We start from the raw sequence: 14,516 nt of genomic DNA on the forward strand, positions 1-14,516 counted from the left end.
TAAGAGAGATCCAGGGAGGATATCATGAAACGACTGATTGCAAGCGTTGCCGCCGTTGCGACGCTCTTGCTGCCGAGCCTTGCGAGCGCCGATGAGTGGCCGTCGCGGCCGCCGACCATCATCGTGCCCTATTCCGCGGGCGGCAGTTCCGACACCATGGCCCGTGCCGTGGCGCAGTTTCTAAGCGAGAAGCTGGGTCAGCAGTTCATCATCGAGAACCGCGGCGGTGCCGGCGGCAGCATCGGGGCGTCCGCCGCGGCCAAGGCCGAGCCGGACGGCTACACCTTCCTGTTCGCGCCGACCGGTGTGGCGGTGATCAACAAGATGGTCTACGGCAATCTCGACTACGATTTCGAAGAGGCGTTCGTGCCGGTGATCCGGCTCAACAAGAGCGCCATGGTCTTCGTCGCGAACCCCGATGCCGAGGCCAGCACCTTTGCCGAATTCGTTGCGGCTGCGCGGGCCGAGCCCGGTCAGCTCAATGTCGGCATTCCGGGCATCGGCAGCACGCCGCATATGCTGCTGGCCGAGACCGCCCGGCGTCTGGATCTTAAGGTGAACGTGATCCCCTACAAGGGCGGCGGGCCGCTGTCCAACGATCTGGTCGCAGGCCAGCTGATGTACGGGGTCGACGGGTTGCAGGGCTACACCTCGCAGCTCTCCAGCGGCACGCTCAAAGCCCTTGCCGTGGGCACCGAGGATCGCATGTCGCTGTTCCCGGACGTACCGGCACTGAACGAGACCGGCGTGGAGGAGTTCGCCGATTTCGGAACCTCGGGGCTCCAGTCGATCTGGGCGCCGGCCGGCACGCCGGATGAGATCATTGCCAAGATGAACGGCGCGATCAACGAGTATCTCGACGGCGAGGCGGGCAAGAAGCTGCTGACCTCCATGGCCATGGATCCGGTTGGCGGCAGTCCCGAGGATCTCACCAAGGCGGTGGACTCGCTTACCGCGCTCTGGGGTCCGGTGGTCGAGCAGCTGAACATCAGAAAAGACTGATATCGCGGCTCCGGCCGTGATGCCTGCTGTCCGCCGCATCCATGGCGGGCAGCACCCGGCGTCTGGCGGGTCGTTCAGGTTCGGATAGGGAGGAAATTCGCAACATGCAGGAAGTAAGAGTCAATAAAACGGTCGGGGCAGGGCTGGTTTTCATCGCCTTCGCAATCGCGTTCGCCTTTGGCGCGCTACAGCTTGATCTGGGAACGCTGAGCCAGCTCGGGCCGGGGTATTTCCCCTTCGCCATGGCGATGCTTCTGCTTATCCTCGGGGTCGCCAGCCTGGTCGAGGGTTTGCGCAAACCCGATGTCTCGACCGTGATGATCCCCTGGCGCCCGATCATCATGATCGTCTTGGCGCTGCTGTTCTTCGGATCGACGATCCGGGGTCTGGGCCTGATGCCGACGCTGTTTCTGACCATCTTTGCCGCCGCGATGGCCGACAAGCGCAACACGCTGCTCTCGGCCACCTGCCTGAGCGCGGTCATGTCGGTCTTTTCCTGGCTGGTGTTCAAGGTCGGGCTCGGCGCCGTCGTGCCGACCTTCGGGCCCTGGCTCGTGAGCTATTGAGCGAGAGAATATCATGGAGCTTATCCAACATCTCGAACTGGGTCTGAGCGTCGCGCTTGCGGCGGAGAACATCCTGTACTGCTTTCTCGGTGTGCTGATGGGCACGCTGATCGGGGTCCTGCCGGGCATCGGGCCGGTGGCGACCATCGCGCTGCTGCTGCCGATCACCTACGGTGTGCCGCCCGAGTCCGCACTGGTGCTGCTGGCCGGCATCTATTACGGCGCGCAATATGGCGGCTCGACCACCGCGATCCTGCTCAGCCTGCCGGGCGAATCCTCGGCGGCGGTGACGGTGCTCGACGGTTACCAGATGGCCCAGCAGGGCCGCGCCGGCGCGGCGCTCGCCACGGCGGCGCTGGGGTCGTTCTTTGCCGGCACGGTCGCCACCTTCGTCATCGCGCTGGCCTCGCCGCCGCTGACCAAGCTGGCGATGAGCTTCGGCGCTGCGGAATATTTCTCGCTCATGGTTCTGGGTCTGCTCGGCGCGGTGTCGCTGGCCTCCGGTTCGGTGCTGCGTGCGATCACCATGGCGGTGCTCGGTATTCTGCTCGGGCTTGTGGGCCAGGACGTCTATACAGGCGTCACCCGCATGACCATGGATATCCCCGAGCTGATGGACGGCGTGTCCTTCTCGGCGTTGGCCATGGGGATCTTCGGTCTGGGCGAAGTCGTGCGCAACCTGCGCTCGCCCGAGGACCGGACCGTCACCAAGAGCAGCATCGGCCGGCTGATGCTGAGCTGGCAGGAGATCAAGCAGATCGCCATGCCGGTTGTGCGCGGCACCGGCATCGGTTCGGTGCTGGGCGTGCTGCCGGGCGGCGGGTCGCTGCTCTCCTCCTTCGTCTCCTACACCACCGAGCGCAAGATGGCGAAAGACCCGTCGCGCTTCGGCAAGGGGGCGATCGAGGGCGTCGCGGGACCGGAAAGCGCCAACAATGCCGGCGCGCAGACCTCCTTCATCCCGATGCTGACGCTGGGCATCCCGTCGAATCCGGTGATGGCGATGATGATCGGCGCGCTGATCATCCAGGGCATCACCCCGGGGCCGAATGTCATCAACGAACGGCCCGAGCTGTTCTGGGGCGTCATCGCCTCGATGTGGCTCGGCAACCTGATGCTGGTGGTGCTGAACCTGCCGCTGATCGGGGTCTGGGTGCGCCTGCTGACGGTGCCCTACCGGTTCCTGTTTCCGGCCATCGTCGGCTTCTGCTGCATCGGGGTGTTCAGCGTGACCAATAGCGGTTTCGGCCTCTATGTCCTGCTCGTGGCCTTCATCTTCGGCTTCATCGTCTGGGAACTGGACTGCGAACCGGCGCCGCTGCTGCTCGGCTTCCTGCTCGGGCCGATGCTGGAGGAGAACTTTCGCCGCGCGATGCTTTTGGCGCATGGCGAGATCGGCACCTTCGTGGTGCGTCCGATCTCGGCGGGGATCCTGCTGGTGGCCGTGGTGATGATCCTGATCGTCGCGCTGCCGAATGTGCGGAAATCGCGCAACGAGGTGTTTGTCGAATGATCGGCAGCCCCCACGCATCGCCGGAGCCCGGCGGTGCGTAACACCAAAACCGAAGACCGGCTCTGTCCCCGCCCGCTGCGGGTGCATCTGATCGACCGGCCCAGCACGCGGGCCATCCTGTCCGGGCGTCTTTCGGCGCCCGGGCTGAAGCTTGAGTTCTGCCACGCCAGCACGCCGCCGCAGGGTTTTCGCCGGATGGTGCGCGAAGGTGCCTACGATATTTCCGAGCTGCCGCTGATGACCTTCCTTCAGGCCCGCGCGATAGGGCGGCCGCTGACGCTGCTGCCGGCGGTGGTCATGGGCCGGTTCCAGCACCGCTTTCTCGCCGCCCGTGCGGACGAGTGCTGGGGGCCGGAGGCGCTGCGCGGCAAACGCATCGCCGCGCGCTCTTATTCGGTGACGACGGTGACGCTGGTGCGGGCGATCCTCTGGCACCAATACGGCATCGCGCCCGAGGAGCTGCACTGGCTCTGCACCGACGACTCTCATGTGGACGGGATCTGCGACCCGCCGCATGTGCAGCGTCTGGACGCGCAGGGGCGCAGTCTCGAAGAGCTTTTGCTCGACGGCACCGTCGATGCGGCGGTGCTGGGCCGCGAGATCACCCATCCCGGGCTGCGTTGCGTGATCGCCGATCCCGACGCGGCGGCGCTGGACTGGGTTGCGCGCACCGGGGTCACGCAGATCAACCACATCGTCGCGGCGGATGAGGATCTGGTCACAGGTCATCCGGAGGCGGTGCGGCAGATCTGGCGGATACTCGGTGAAGCGGCCCGCGCCGCGCCGCAGTCTGAGCTGGGATATGACGTCACGCCCTTCGGGCTGGAGGCCAGCCGCAAGAGCCTGGAGTTCGCGCTGGACTGCGCCTTTGAGCAGGGGCTGGTGCCCGAGCGGATGGAGCTGGAGACGCTCATCCATCCGGCGCTGCGAGATCTGGTCTGATGCCTGAGGCGGCGTGCTACGAGGTCATCGTCGTGGGTGGCGGCGGCGCGGGACTCGCGGCGGCCACGGCGGCGCAAAGCGGGTGCAAGACGCTGCTGGTCGAGCGGCGTCCGGCGCTTGGCGGCACCACCGCCATCTCGACCGGACTGATCAGCGCGGCGGGCACGCGGGCGCAGCGTCTTGCGGGCATCGCCGACGATACGCCGGAGCGGCATTGCGACGACATGCTGAGCGCCGGTCAGGCGCAGGCCGAGCGCAACAACGCCGCGCTCACCCGCCTGCTGGCCGAAGAGGCGCCCGCCACCGTCGACTGGCTGGCGGCTCTGGGCGTCACTTTTGGCGGGCCATTCCCCAGCCCCGGCGCCAGCCGCGACCGGATGCTGGTGCCCTTGCCCAATGCCGGGTCTTACATCTTCCACCTCGCCCGCGCCTTCCGGCGGGCAGGGGGGACACTGCGACTGGGTGCGGCGGTCGAGGATCTGATCGTCGAAGAAGGGAGGGTTGTCGGGATCGTAGCGGAGGGTCGCCGTATCACCGCCACGCGCGGGGTCATTCTCGCCTCGGGCGATTTCTCCGCCCACAAGGCACTGCGGCATGAATATCTGCCGCGATACGATGCGATGCCGGCGATCAACACGCACAGCGTCGGCACCGGGTTCGAGCTCGGCCTGAAGCTCGGCGGCGAGATCCTCAACGGCGACATCGTGCGCGCCGGCCAGCTGCGCTTTCCGCCGCCGGAGGGGCAGGGCAGTCTGGTCACCCGACTGCCGCCGCGTCGCTGGCTGGCCGAGCCCATGCGGCTGGCGCTGAAGCACCTGCCGAAAGCGCTTCTGAAGCCGGTGACCATGCCGTTTCTCGCCACCTATCTGACGCCGGACGCGGCTCTGTTCCGGGAGGGCGCAATCCTGCTGAATGCCGAAGGTGAGCGCTTTACCGATGAGACAAAGGCGCCGGGCCTCGCGGTGTCGCGGCAGCCGCAGGGGCAGGCACATATCGTCTTCGATGCCCGCATCGCCGCGCATTTCGACACGCCGCCCAATGCCATTTGCAGCGCGCCGGGCGTCGCCCATGCCTATCTGCGCGACTTTCGCCGTTATCGCGGGGATCTGGTCACTTCCGCAGCTTCGCCCGAGGCACTGGCACAGGCGCTGGGGATGCCGCCCGAGCGGCTCTCGGCCTCGCTCCCCGAGGGCTGGGCGGCAGGTCCGCTCTACGCGCTGGGGCCGGTGCGCCCGGCGATCTCCACCACGATGGGCGGGCTGCGGGTGGACGAGAACCTGCGCGTGCTGCGCGCCGATGGCGGGGCCATTCCCGGGCTCTTTGCCGCCGGCTCGGTGGGCTATGGCGGGCTGGTGATCGTCGGGCAGGGCAACAATCTCGGTTGGGCCTTCACGTCGGGCCGTCGCGCCGGGCTGAACATGGCGAGAGACGAAAGAGATATCTGACACGTATCATTCGGGACAAATTTCGTATTATCAAACCATTCACGAATGAACTTAGGTGAGGACAAGCCCGGTGCAGCAGAGGAGCGCGCCGTGCGGAAGATATAGGGAGGAGTGCCGGAATGGCGGAGAGCGAGTATCGTGCGCGGCTGCTGATCGGCGGCGAACTGGTCGAGGCTGCGGACGGGCGCTGGATGGAGAGTTACGATCCCACCACCGGTGCGGTGCTGGGCTATGCCGCCCGCGCCGGGACCGCCGATGTCGACGCGGCGGTCGAGGCCGCGAAACAGGCCGGGCCGGGCTGGGCCGGGATGTCGATGGACGGGCGCATCGGCTATCTGCGCAAGCTGGCGGCGGCGATCCGCGCCCGGGCCGAGGAGATCGCCGATCTCGACGCGCGCGACACCGGCAACCTGCGCAAGCCGATGCTGGGCGATGCGCTGCGCGCCGCCGACCGGCTGGAATACTATGCCGGTCTGGGCCATGCGGTGCAGGGCGCGAGCTACCCCGCCACCCCCGGCCATCTGCATTTCTCGACCCGCGAGCCCTTTGGCGTGGTGGCGCGCATCGTCGCCTTCAACCACCCGTTCTTTTTCCTTGCCTCTCGCATCGCCGCGCCCTTGGTGATGGGCAATACCGTGGTGGCGAAATCCCCCGATCAGGCGCCGCTCACCGGGCAGATCCTGGGCGAGATCTGCCGCGAGGTGATGCCCGCCGGAGTGATCAATATCCTCAGCGGATCGGGGGCCGAGGCCGGCGACGCGCTGGTCGTGCATCCGGAGGTGAAGCGCATCGGGTTCATCGGTTCGGTCGGCACCGCGCAGCGCATCAGCGCGCGGGCCGCCGGGGCCGGGATCAAATGCGTGACCCACGAGCTGGGCGGCAAGAACATGATGATCGTGATGCCCGATGCAGATACCGAAAAGGCGGCGAAGCTCGCGGTCGACGGGATGAATTTCCAGTGGCAGGGCCAGTCCTGCGGTTCGACCAGCCTGCTGGCGGTGCATGACGCGATCTATGACGAGGTGATGGAGAAGATCCGCGCGCGAATGGCAGAGATCCGTGTCGGCGATCCGTTCGACGCGGGCGCGGGCATGGGGCCGCTCATCAGTCAGGCGCATTTCGACAAGGTCTCGGGCGCCATCGCCAAAGGCCGCGAGTCCGGCGCGACGCTGCTTTGCGGCGGCGGGCGCCCGGAGGGCGCGGATTTCGCCGAGGGCTACTGGATCGAGCCGACGCTCTTCGGCGACGTCCCGCCGGACTCGGCGCTGGCCACCGAGGAGATCTTTGGCCCCGTGCTTTCGGCGCTGCGCTGGAGCGACCCTGCGCAGATCGCTGCCATCGACGCAGCCTCGCCGCTGGGCCTGACGGCTGCGGTGGTCGGACAGGATATCGACCGGGCGCTCGCCTTCGCGCGGCATCTGCGCGTGGGCTATGTCTATGTGAACTGCGTCGGCCCGCATTATGTCGGCGTGCCCTATGGCGGGCTCAAGAACAGCGGCGTCGGGCGTGAGGAAGGGCTGGAAGAAATGCTGAGCTACACCGAGACGAAATCCTTCAATATCGCGGTGCCGGGGCTGGGCGCATGAACGATACGCCGAAACACCCCCCGCAGCTCCGCTATCCCGCGAAACAGGTCGGTGACGGGCTTTACGGCTCGGACCATGTGGTCGACCTGCTGCAACGGATGGGCACCGAATATGTGTTCATCAATCCCGGATCGAGCTTTCGAGGCATCCATGACTCGCTGGTGAATTACAACGGCAACCGCGATCCCGAGATCTGCCTCGTCACCCATGAGATGATCGCCATCGCCATGGCGCATGGCTATTGGAAGGCAACGCGCAAGCCGGCGGTGGCGATCCTGCACAACCTCGTGGGGCTGATGAGCGGTTCCATGGCGATTTTCAACGCTTTCTGCGATCAGGTGCCGCTGCTCATCCTCGGCGGCAGCGGCCCGGCAGACCCCGAGCAGCGCCGCTTTATCGACTGGGCGCATTCGGCCAACACGCAGGGCGATCTGGTCCGGCCTTATGTGAAGTGGACCGACGAGCCGCCGACGATTGCCGCGACGCTCGAGTCCATGCTGACCGCGCATCGCAAGGCGCTGACGGCGCCGATGGGGCCCACCTATGTGTCCATCGACGCGGGCCATCAGGAGCAGCGCGCCGACGATCTGGTGCTGCCCGATCCGAAGCTGCCGCGCTATCAGGCGCCGCACGCGGTCTATCCGCATCCCGATCTGGTGAGGCAGGCCGCCGACCTGCTGCTGGGCGCCGAGCTGCCGCTGATCATTGGCGGCCAGTTCGGCACCGAGGCACGGGTCACGCCGCCGCTGACGCGGCTGGTCGAGCTTCTGGGCGCGGCCTATATCGACGACCGCTCGATTGTCTGTCTGGCGACGGATCATCCGCAGAACCTCAGCGGCGACCGCGAGATCCGCAGCCGCGCCGATGTACTGCTCTGCCTAGATTGCCGCGATGTGACGGCGGCGACCGGCGGATATGGCGCCAAGCGCAGCGGCATCATGGGGGTGGGCAGCGCCGCCGATGAGGCAAAGGTCATCGACGTCTCGCTGAACGATCATTTCGGCAATTCCTGGTCACGTTTCGGCGGCCCGACCGCACCGAGCGACCTGCATCTGCTCTCCGACCCGTTCCTGACGCTGGAGGCGCTGGTGGCCGAGGTCGAGTCCCGTCTGACGCCCGAATTCGCCGCAACCGCGGAGACGCGGCGCGCGGAGCTGGCCAGCCGCAAGACGGCGCTCACCGAAAAGCGCGCCAAGGCGCTGGAGAGCCGCTGGTCGGAGAGCCCGATCCCGCTCGCGCGGGTCACGCAGGAGATCTATCAGGCGGTCAAGCAGGATGACTGGTGTCTGGTCGTGCGCAATCACCGCACCTGGCCCGAGGGTTACTGGAAATTCGACCATGCCGGCCAGTATCTGGGTGGCGACGGGGGCGGCGGCGTCGGCTATGGCGCGGGTGCTGCCGTCGGCGCGGCGCTTGGGCTCAAGGGCAGCGGCAAGCTGCCGGTGGCAATGATCGGCGACGGCGATTTCATGATGACCCCTGGCGCGCTCTGGAGCGCCATGCATCACGAGGTTCCGCTGCTGCTGGTGCTGCTCAACAACCGCTCCTGGGGCAATGACGAGCTGCACCAGCGCGAGATCGCGCATCAGCGCGGCCGCTCTGCCGCCACCGCCCATATCGGCCAGACCACCCGCGACCCCGATGTCGATCTGACCTCGCTCGCGCGCAGCTTCGGCGCCTTTGCCGCAGGGCCGGTGGAGGAGGGCGCGCGGCTGGCCGAAGTGCTGGCCGAGGCGGTCGAGCATGTCCGCAAGGGCGGGCTGGCGGTGGTCGAAGTGATCACCGCGCTGGAATGACGAGGAGGACACCCATGCTGGAAGCATTGCATCATATCGGCGGCGAGTGGCGCCCCGCTTCGGGTTGGCACGAGCGCCGCGATCCCGCGACCGGTGCGCTGGTCGGGCGGTTCGCAGACGGTGGCGTGGCCGAGCTGGATGCGGCGGTCGATGCCGCGCGCGTGGCCTTCGACACCGGCGCCTGGGCGCAATCGCCGCGCCTGCGCCAGACGGTGCTGCTGGCCTGGGCCGATGCGCTGGAGCGCGATGCCGACACGCTCGGCACGCTGCTGTCGCAGGAAAACGGCAAGGTGCTGGGGCAGGCGCGCAACGAGGTGGTGAAGACCGCCAGCGTGATCCGCTATTATGCCGGGCTGGCACGCGCCTCGACCGGCGGGCTGGTCGAGATGGCGCCGGGCGAGTTCGCCTCGATGCTGCGCGAACCCATCGGCGTGGTCGGCATCATCGTGCCGTGGAATGCGCCGGTCTCGCTGTTGGCACGCTCGCTGGCGCCGGCGCTGGCCGCCGGGTGCAGCGCGGTGATCAAACCCGCCGCGCAGACCTCGCTCATCTCGGCGGCGGTGCTGAAACGGCTGACCGATATCCCGGCGCTGCCGGCGGGCATTGTCAACATGATCATGGAAAGCGGCCACGCGGCGGCGCAGCGCATGGTGGCGCATCCGGATGTGGAGATGATCAGCTTCACCGGCTCGACCGCCATCGGCAAGCGTATCATGGCGGCGGCCTCCGAGACGCTGAAACGGGTGTCGCTGGAGCTGGGCGGCAAATCCTGCTGCATCGTCTTCGAGGATGCCGATATCGCCGACATCGCACCCAGGCTGGTGGGCGCCGCGATTGCCATTTCAGGGCAGCAATGCGTGGCGGCGCGGCGCATCCTCGTCCATGCGTCTCGCTATGACGAGATGAAGGCCGCGCTGACGGCGGCGGTGGGCAAGGTCGTGGTCGCGGGCGGCATGGAGAAGGGCGCGCAGATGGGGCCGATGATCGACCTCGCGGCGCGCGACACGGTGCATGCGCGCATTCAGGAGGCGCTGGAAACCAGCGCCGAGGTGATCGTGCCGGGCGGCGTGCCCGACGATGCCCGCCGCGACGGTGCCTTTCTGCTGCCGAGCCTGGTGGCGCATGACGACACCGGCGCGTTCTTTTGCCAGGAAGAGATATTCGGCCCGTTCATCGTGCTGGAACGGTTCGAGACCGAGGCCGAAGCGGTGGCCATGGCCAATCACACGACATTTGGTCTGTCGGCCAGCGTCTGGACCCGCGATGGCGCGCGCGGCTTCCGCATCGCGCGGGCGCTGCGTGACGGGGTGGTCTGGCTGAACGATCACGGCAAGCTCAACGCCGAGGCCGAGGCGGGCGGTTACCGCCAGAGCGGGCTGGGCCGGCTCTATGGCCATGAGGGGCTGCACGACTTCCAGGAGCTGAAGCAGGTCTATCAGAATGTCGGCGTCGCGGGCGCCGGCTGAGCTCAGGGCAGGATCGGCACATCGGAGGCGATCAGGCAGGCGGGCGTCAGCTCGCTAAGCCGGGTCGCGCCGACCAGCGCCATGGTGGCCGCGATTTCCTGCGCCATGAGCGCAAGAAGCTGGCGCACCCCGGCCTCGCCCCCGGCGGCCAGCGCCAGCCCCTGCAACTTGCCCAGACCCACCGACGAGGCGCCAAGCGCCAGAGCTTTCACCACATCGCTGCCCCGCGTCACGCCGCTGTCGAAGAGGATCTCGGCGCTGCCATTCACGGCCGCGGCGATGCGTCCCAACTGCGCCAGCGCCGAGGGCGCGTGATCGAGCTGCCGCCCGCCATGGTTCGAAACATAGATCGCATCCGCCCCCAGCTCGACGCCCCTAAGCGCGTCCTCGACGCTCATGATGCCCTTGAGCGCGATGGGCAGGCGGGTCATCTCGCGCAGCTTGGGCAGGATCTCCCAGCTTACGGCGGCCTGATAGGCGGCGCGGGTGGCGTCGGGCGTGTTGGGTAGGGCAGCGCGGTCGGGCGCGCGGCGCGAGGAAAAGCGGTTGGCGATGTCGCGCTCGCGGCGGCCATAAACCGGCGAGTCCACGGTCAGCGCGATGCTGAAGAACCCCGCCGCCTCGACCCGTTTCAGCGTGTCGGCCAGCCAGCTTTCGTCGCCGCGAATGTAGAGCTGGAAGAGCAGGGGGCCGCCGGCCTCCGCCGCCACCGCCTCAAAGCTCGGTTTCGACAGGATGCCGGTGCAGGCGGTCGTGCCCGCCGCCACGGCGGCCCGCGCGGAGGCCGTGGCGCCCTCGGGGTGCAGCAGGTCGAGCGAACCGATGGCGGTGGGAAAGACCGGCAGCGCGAGCTTGCGGGCCATGACGGTGGTCGACAGATCCACCTGCCGCACATCGCGCAGCGCCTGGGGTATCAGCGCGATCCGCTCAAAATCCGCGGCGTTGCGGCGCAGCGTGGTCTCGCTCTCGGCCCCGCCCATCAGGTAATCCCAATGCGCCTGGGGAAGCCTGTCGCGCGCGGCTTTCGAAAGAGCGGCCAGCGTCGGCCAGTCGGATGTGTCTGCCATGGAAAATCCTCCGTAGCAGAACCGTAACGATAGGATTCATGTTGAAAACTATCGCCTCAGTCTTGAAGAATATCCGGGGAGTATAAGGGAGGGGATCATGGAGCTTCGCCATTTGCGGTATTTCGTTGCCGTGGCCGAAGAGGAGCACATCACGCGCGCGGCGCAGCGGCTGGGCATCCAGCAGCCGCCGCTGAGCCAGCAGATCCAGTCGCTGGAACGCGAGATCGGCGTGCAGCTGCTTCAGCGCAATCCGCGCAGCGTCAAGCTCAACGCGGCGGGCCGGGTGTTCCTGAACGAGGCGCGCAAGGTGCTGTCGGCCGCCGACAACGCGGTGCGGCGGGTGCAGGAGTTCGACATGGGCAAGGAGGGCAATATCCGTGTCGGCCTGACGAATTCCTCGTCGCTGCACAAGAAGGCGCTTGAGATCATCCGCACCTGCCGCTCAGAATATCCGCTCATCGACTTCAAGATCGAAGAGGGCAACAACCACGATCTGCTGGTGGCGCTGGAGCAGGAGATGATCGACGCGGCCTTTCTGCGGGTCGATCCCGAGGGCTCGGAGACCGTCGCCTTCATGGGCATCGATATGGAGGATCTGGTGGTGGCACTGCCGCTGGGTTCGCCCTTCGCGGATCACGACGAAATCGCGCTCGCGGATCTGCGCGAGCAGAGTTTCATCCGTTACGGGCAGGGGGTTTCGCTCAGCATCTGGCCGCATATCGAAGCGCATTGCGAGCAGGCAGGCTTCCATCCGAAGATTTCCGAGGAGACGATCCGCATCCTGCCCGCCGTTCACCTTGTCGCGGCGGGCTTCGGGGTGACCCTGCTGCCGAAATCGCTGGAGACGGTGGGCTCGACGCAGCTTGCCTTCCGACCCTTGCGCCAGCAGGACAGGCTGCGGGTGCCCCTGTCGCTTGCCTATCGGCGGCATGCCGATGCGCAGGCGATCCGGCGGTTCGTGCGGGTGGCTGCGCAGTTGTCTTCGATCTGAATATCGCGGGGATATGAGAGCGGACATGGGGAGTCTTTTTCCCGCGCGGCGAACTCCTCTAGGCTTGCCGGGCTGAGTTTCCGCAGGAGTGCCCGCATCGGATGAGTGCAATCCTTTTTGTCAAATTGCGGCCGGCGCCGGACTGGGAGGCGAGATTCAAGACCTGGTGCGAGACCGAGCATATTCCCGACCGCATGGCGGTGCCGGGGTTTTTGAGTGCGCAACGATATCATTCGGTCGGTGATTATGGCTGTCTCGTGCTTTACGAGATGGCCGATCTTGACGCGCTGCGCACGCCGGAATTCGAGCGGCTCATGGTCGAGCCGAGTGACGAGACAAAATGGATGATCCGCCACCTGACCACGGTCAGCCGCTTTCTCGGCACCGAGGTCGGGCGGATGGGCGAGCCCGACCGGGCGGCGAAATACCTGCACTGCGAGGCCTATGACGTGGCCGAAGGCGACAGCGATGTTTTTGCCGAATGGCTTTCTGAGGAACGGCTGCCGCAGATGGCGGACAGTGCGGGGTGGAGCGGGGCGCGGCATTATCTGTTAAAGGCCTCGGATCCCGGGCGTCATACGCGGCTGGTCATTCATCACGCATCAGGGCCGAAAGCACCGGCGATGCCCGGCAGCGTAGAGGACGCTCCGTGGCGGGGCTCCCTGCATCAGATGAGCTTTTCGCGGTTCGGCGAGGCGTTTCGGGCGGAACGGCCCAGGCGGCGCCGGATGCGCGGGGCGTCCTAGGGCGGTGGGCAGATTGCCCACCCTACGAGCGGTGTCCAGGTCGGCCTTGCCATCGCCGGCCCGCGGGTTGGCGAACCGCCCGCTGAACCTATTGATTTATCCTGGCCAAGTCCGAAAGACCTCGACACGCAGCGCAGATGTTGACAAATCGCCAGCCCTAGGGGGCGGGCCGGCGATGGCAAGGCGGCGCGAAGCGCCTTGATTCCTTGCCACGACAACGCACCACAGTAGGGTGGGCAATCCGCCCACCGCTATCAATGAAACAACCTACCCCGCCGCCTCACCGCTTTTCCGGTTCCAGCGGATCGACGACCAGAGCGACAGCCCGATCAGCGCGGTGCCCGCCAGCCCTGTGATGACCTCGGGGATATGCACCAGAGATTGCGCATACATCACGATCGACAGCGCGATGATGGCGTAAAAGGCGCCGTGTTCGAGATAGCGGTACTCGGCCAGCGTGCCCTTTTCGACCAGCATGATGGTCATGGTGCGCACATACATGGCACCGATCCCCAGCCCGATGGCGATCACGAAAAGATCCTGGCTGATGGCAAAGGCGCCGATCACGCCGTCGAAGGAAAACGATGCGTCGAGCACTTCCAGATAGAGGAAGGCGCCCAGCCCGCCGCCGGCCGCTGCGCGCGTCGTCTGAGTGCGGTCGAGCATGCCGCCCAGAACCTCGACCAGCAGGAAGGTGAGCAGGCCCCAGATGGCCGCCGGCAGGAAGATCGCCGCGCGCGCGGGTTCGAGAAACTGGGTAAAGCCGAAAACCAAGAGCAGCACAAAGGCGATCTCGATGCCGCGAATGCTCGCGACGCTGGTCACCCGCTGTTCGAGCCAGTGCACCCAGTGCACGTCCTTCTCGTGATCGACGAAAAAGCTCAGCCCCACCATCATCAGGAAGGTGCCGCCAAAGGCCGCGATGGGCAGATGCGCGTCATGCATGATGCGGGCGTATTCGGCGGGCTCCGAGGCGGCGAGCACGAGCGCCTGCCAGGGTCCGATCTTGGCGGCGATCACCACGATCAGCAGCGGGAACACGATGCGCATGCCGAACACCGCGATCAGGATGCCCCAGGTCAGAAACCGGCGCTGCCATTTCGGATCCATGGTCTTGAGCTTGTTTGCATTCACGATGGCGTTGTCGAAGGAGAGCGAGATCTCCAGGATCGCCAGCACGCAGCAGATGAAGAAGATCGTGAGCATGCCGCTCACCGTGCCGGTCTTCTGCCAGCCAAGCGCGCCGCCAAGCACGAGGCCGGCGGCGGTGACGACAATGGGCCAGAAGAAATAGCGCAAGAGGCTGGTCTGCGACGCCGCCCCTGCGGCGCCCGCGGAGTGCGAGGACGTTTTGGTGGTCATAGGAATATGTCCGGTCGGCGGCATTGGAAACGGC

At 66.6% G+C, this 14,516-nt stretch carries 12 protein-coding genes; 10 read left to right on the forward strand and 2 right to left on the reverse strand.

Going from position 1 to position 14,516, the window contains the following annotated elements; translation table 11 throughout:
* Nucleotides 1-24 precede the first annotated feature (24 nt).
* The 8 genes from I6N89_RS12600 to I6N89_RS12635 all read left to right on the forward strand — a co-directional run bounded on the left by I6N89_RS12600 (nt 25) and on the right by I6N89_RS12635 (nt 10,316).
* A complete protein-coding gene (locus I6N89_RS12600) occupies nt 25-1,002 on the forward strand; it encodes a Bug family tripartite tricarboxylate transporter substrate binding protein (RefSeq protein ID WP_207018798.1) in 978 nt (325 codons plus the stop codon).
* Between the two features lie 104 nt (nt 1,003-1,106).
* Nucleotides 1,107-1,568 carry a tripartite tricarboxylate transporter TctB family protein gene (locus tag I6N89_RS12605; RefSeq protein ID WP_207018799.1) on the forward strand — a complete coding sequence of 154 codons (462 nt, stop codon included), beginning with the start codon at nt 1,107-1,109 and terminating at the stop codon, nt 1,566-1,568.
* A gap of 13 nt (nt 1,569-1,581) precedes the next feature.
* A complete protein-coding gene (locus I6N89_RS12610; protein ID WP_207018800.1) occupies nt 1,582-3,081 on the forward strand; it encodes a tripartite tricarboxylate transporter permease in 1,500 nt (499 codons plus the stop codon).
* Nucleotides 3,082-3,114: 33 nt separating this feature from the next.
* Nucleotides 3,115-4,023, forward strand: a complete 909-nt coding sequence (locus I6N89_RS12615; protein ID WP_207018801.1) for an MqnA/MqnD/SBP family protein — start codon at nt 3,115-3,117, stop codon at nt 4,021-4,023.
* On the forward strand, nt 4,023-5,468 hold the full coding sequence (locus tag I6N89_RS12620) for an FAD-dependent oxidoreductase (RefSeq protein ID WP_207018802.1): 1,446 nt from the start codon (nt 4,023-4,025) through the stop codon (nt 5,466-5,468). The genes I6N89_RS12615 and I6N89_RS12620 overlap by 1 nt, the downstream gene beginning before the upstream one ends.
* A 119-nt stretch (nt 5,469-5,587) precedes the next feature.
* The gene (locus I6N89_RS12625) at nt 5,588-7,054 is read left to right on the forward strand and encodes an aldehyde dehydrogenase family protein (protein WP_207018803.1); all 1,467 of its coding nucleotides are present in this window, start codon (nt 5,588-5,590) and stop codon (nt 7,052-7,054) included.
* Nucleotides 7,051-8,850 (forward strand): thiamine pyrophosphate-binding protein, encoded by a 1,800-nt coding sequence (locus I6N89_RS12630; protein WP_207018804.1) that lies wholly within the window; start codon nt 7,051-7,053, stop codon nt 8,848-8,850. The genes I6N89_RS12625 and I6N89_RS12630 overlap by 4 nt, the downstream gene beginning before the upstream one ends.
* Nucleotides 8,851-8,864: 14 nt before the next feature.
* A complete protein-coding gene (locus tag I6N89_RS12635) occupies nt 8,865-10,316 on the forward strand; it encodes an aldehyde dehydrogenase family protein (protein ID WP_207018805.1) in 1,452 nt (483 codons plus the stop codon).
* A gap of 2 nt (nt 10,317-10,318) precedes the next feature.
* On the opposite strand, the gene I6N89_RS12640 is transcribed toward I6N89_RS12635, so the two are convergent.
* A complete protein-coding gene (locus I6N89_RS12640; protein ID WP_207018806.1) occupies nt 10,319-11,383 on the reverse strand; it encodes an alpha-hydroxy acid oxidase in 1,065 nt (354 codons plus the stop codon).
* A gap of 97 nt (nt 11,384-11,480) precedes the next feature.
* Here I6N89_RS12640 and I6N89_RS12645 point away from each other — a divergent pair, with 97 nt between their 5' ends.
* Both I6N89_RS12645 and I6N89_RS12650 read left to right on the forward strand, forming a co-directional pair.
* Nucleotides 11,481-12,374: a LysR substrate-binding domain-containing protein gene (locus I6N89_RS12645; RefSeq protein WP_207018807.1), complete on the forward strand. Its 894-nt coding sequence runs from the start codon at nt 11,481-11,483 to the stop codon at nt 12,372-12,374.
* 101 nt (nt 12,375-12,475) lie between these two features.
* Nucleotides 12,476-13,120, forward strand: coding sequence for a DUF4286 family protein (locus tag I6N89_RS12650; protein WP_207018808.1), 645 nt, complete (start codon nt 12,476-12,478; stop codon nt 13,118-13,120).
* 267 nt (nt 13,121-13,387) lie between these two features.
* Here the strand turns inward: I6N89_RS12650 and I6N89_RS12655 are convergent, their stop codons facing one another.
* Nucleotides 13,388-14,482 carry a DUF475 domain-containing protein gene (locus tag I6N89_RS12655; RefSeq protein ID WP_207018809.1) on the reverse strand — a complete coding sequence of 365 codons (1,095 nt, stop codon included), beginning with the start codon at nt 14,480-14,482 and terminating at the stop codon, nt 13,388-13,390.
* Nucleotides 14,483-14,516: the final 34 nt, after the last annotated feature.

It is taken from the genome of Salipiger abyssi (assembly GCF_017311415.1).
Classification (GTDB): domain Bacteria; phylum Pseudomonadota; class Alphaproteobacteria; order Rhodobacterales; family Rhodobacteraceae; genus Salipiger; species Salipiger abyssi_A.

Bases quoted from the DNA above. Each gene is read 5' to 3' on its own strand.
- I6N89_RS12635 (WP_207018805.1), top strand. From the start codon at position 8,865: ATGCTGGAAGCATTGCATCATATCGGCGGCGAGTGGCGCCCCGCTTCG.
- I6N89_RS12630 (WP_207018804.1), top strand. From the start codon at position 7,051: ATGAACGATACGCCGAAACACCCCCCGCAGCTCCGCTATCCCGCGAAA.
- I6N89_RS12605 (WP_207018799.1), top strand. From the start codon at position 1,107: ATGCAGGAAGTAAGAGTCAATAAAACGGTCGGGGCAGGGCTGGTTTTC.
- I6N89_RS12650 (WP_207018808.1), top strand. From the start codon at position 12,476: ATGAGTGCAATCCTTTTTGTCAAATTGCGGCCGGCGCCGGACTGGGAG.
- I6N89_RS12620 (WP_207018802.1), top strand. From the start codon at position 4,023: ATGCCTGAGGCGGCGTGCTACGAGGTCATCGTCGTGGGTGGCGGCGGC.
- I6N89_RS12625 (WP_207018803.1), top strand. From the start codon at position 5,588: ATGGCGGAGAGCGAGTATCGTGCGCGGCTGCTGATCGGCGGCGAACTG.
- I6N89_RS12610 (WP_207018800.1), top strand. From the start codon at position 1,582: ATGGAGCTTATCCAACATCTCGAACTGGGTCTGAGCGTCGCGCTTGCG.
- I6N89_RS12645 (WP_207018807.1), top strand. From the start codon at position 11,481: ATGGAGCTTCGCCATTTGCGGTATTTCGTTGCCGTGGCCGAAGAGGAG.
- I6N89_RS12640 (WP_207018806.1), bottom strand. From the start codon at position 11,383: ATGGCAGACACATCCGACTGGCCGACGCTGGCCGCTCTTTCGAAAGCC.
- I6N89_RS12655 (WP_207018809.1), bottom strand. From the start codon at position 14,482: ATGACCACCAAAACGTCCTCGCACTCCGCGGGCGCCGCAGGGGCGGCG.
- I6N89_RS12600 (WP_207018798.1), top strand. From the start codon at position 25: ATGAAACGACTGATTGCAAGCGTTGCCGCCGTTGCGACGCTCTTGCTG.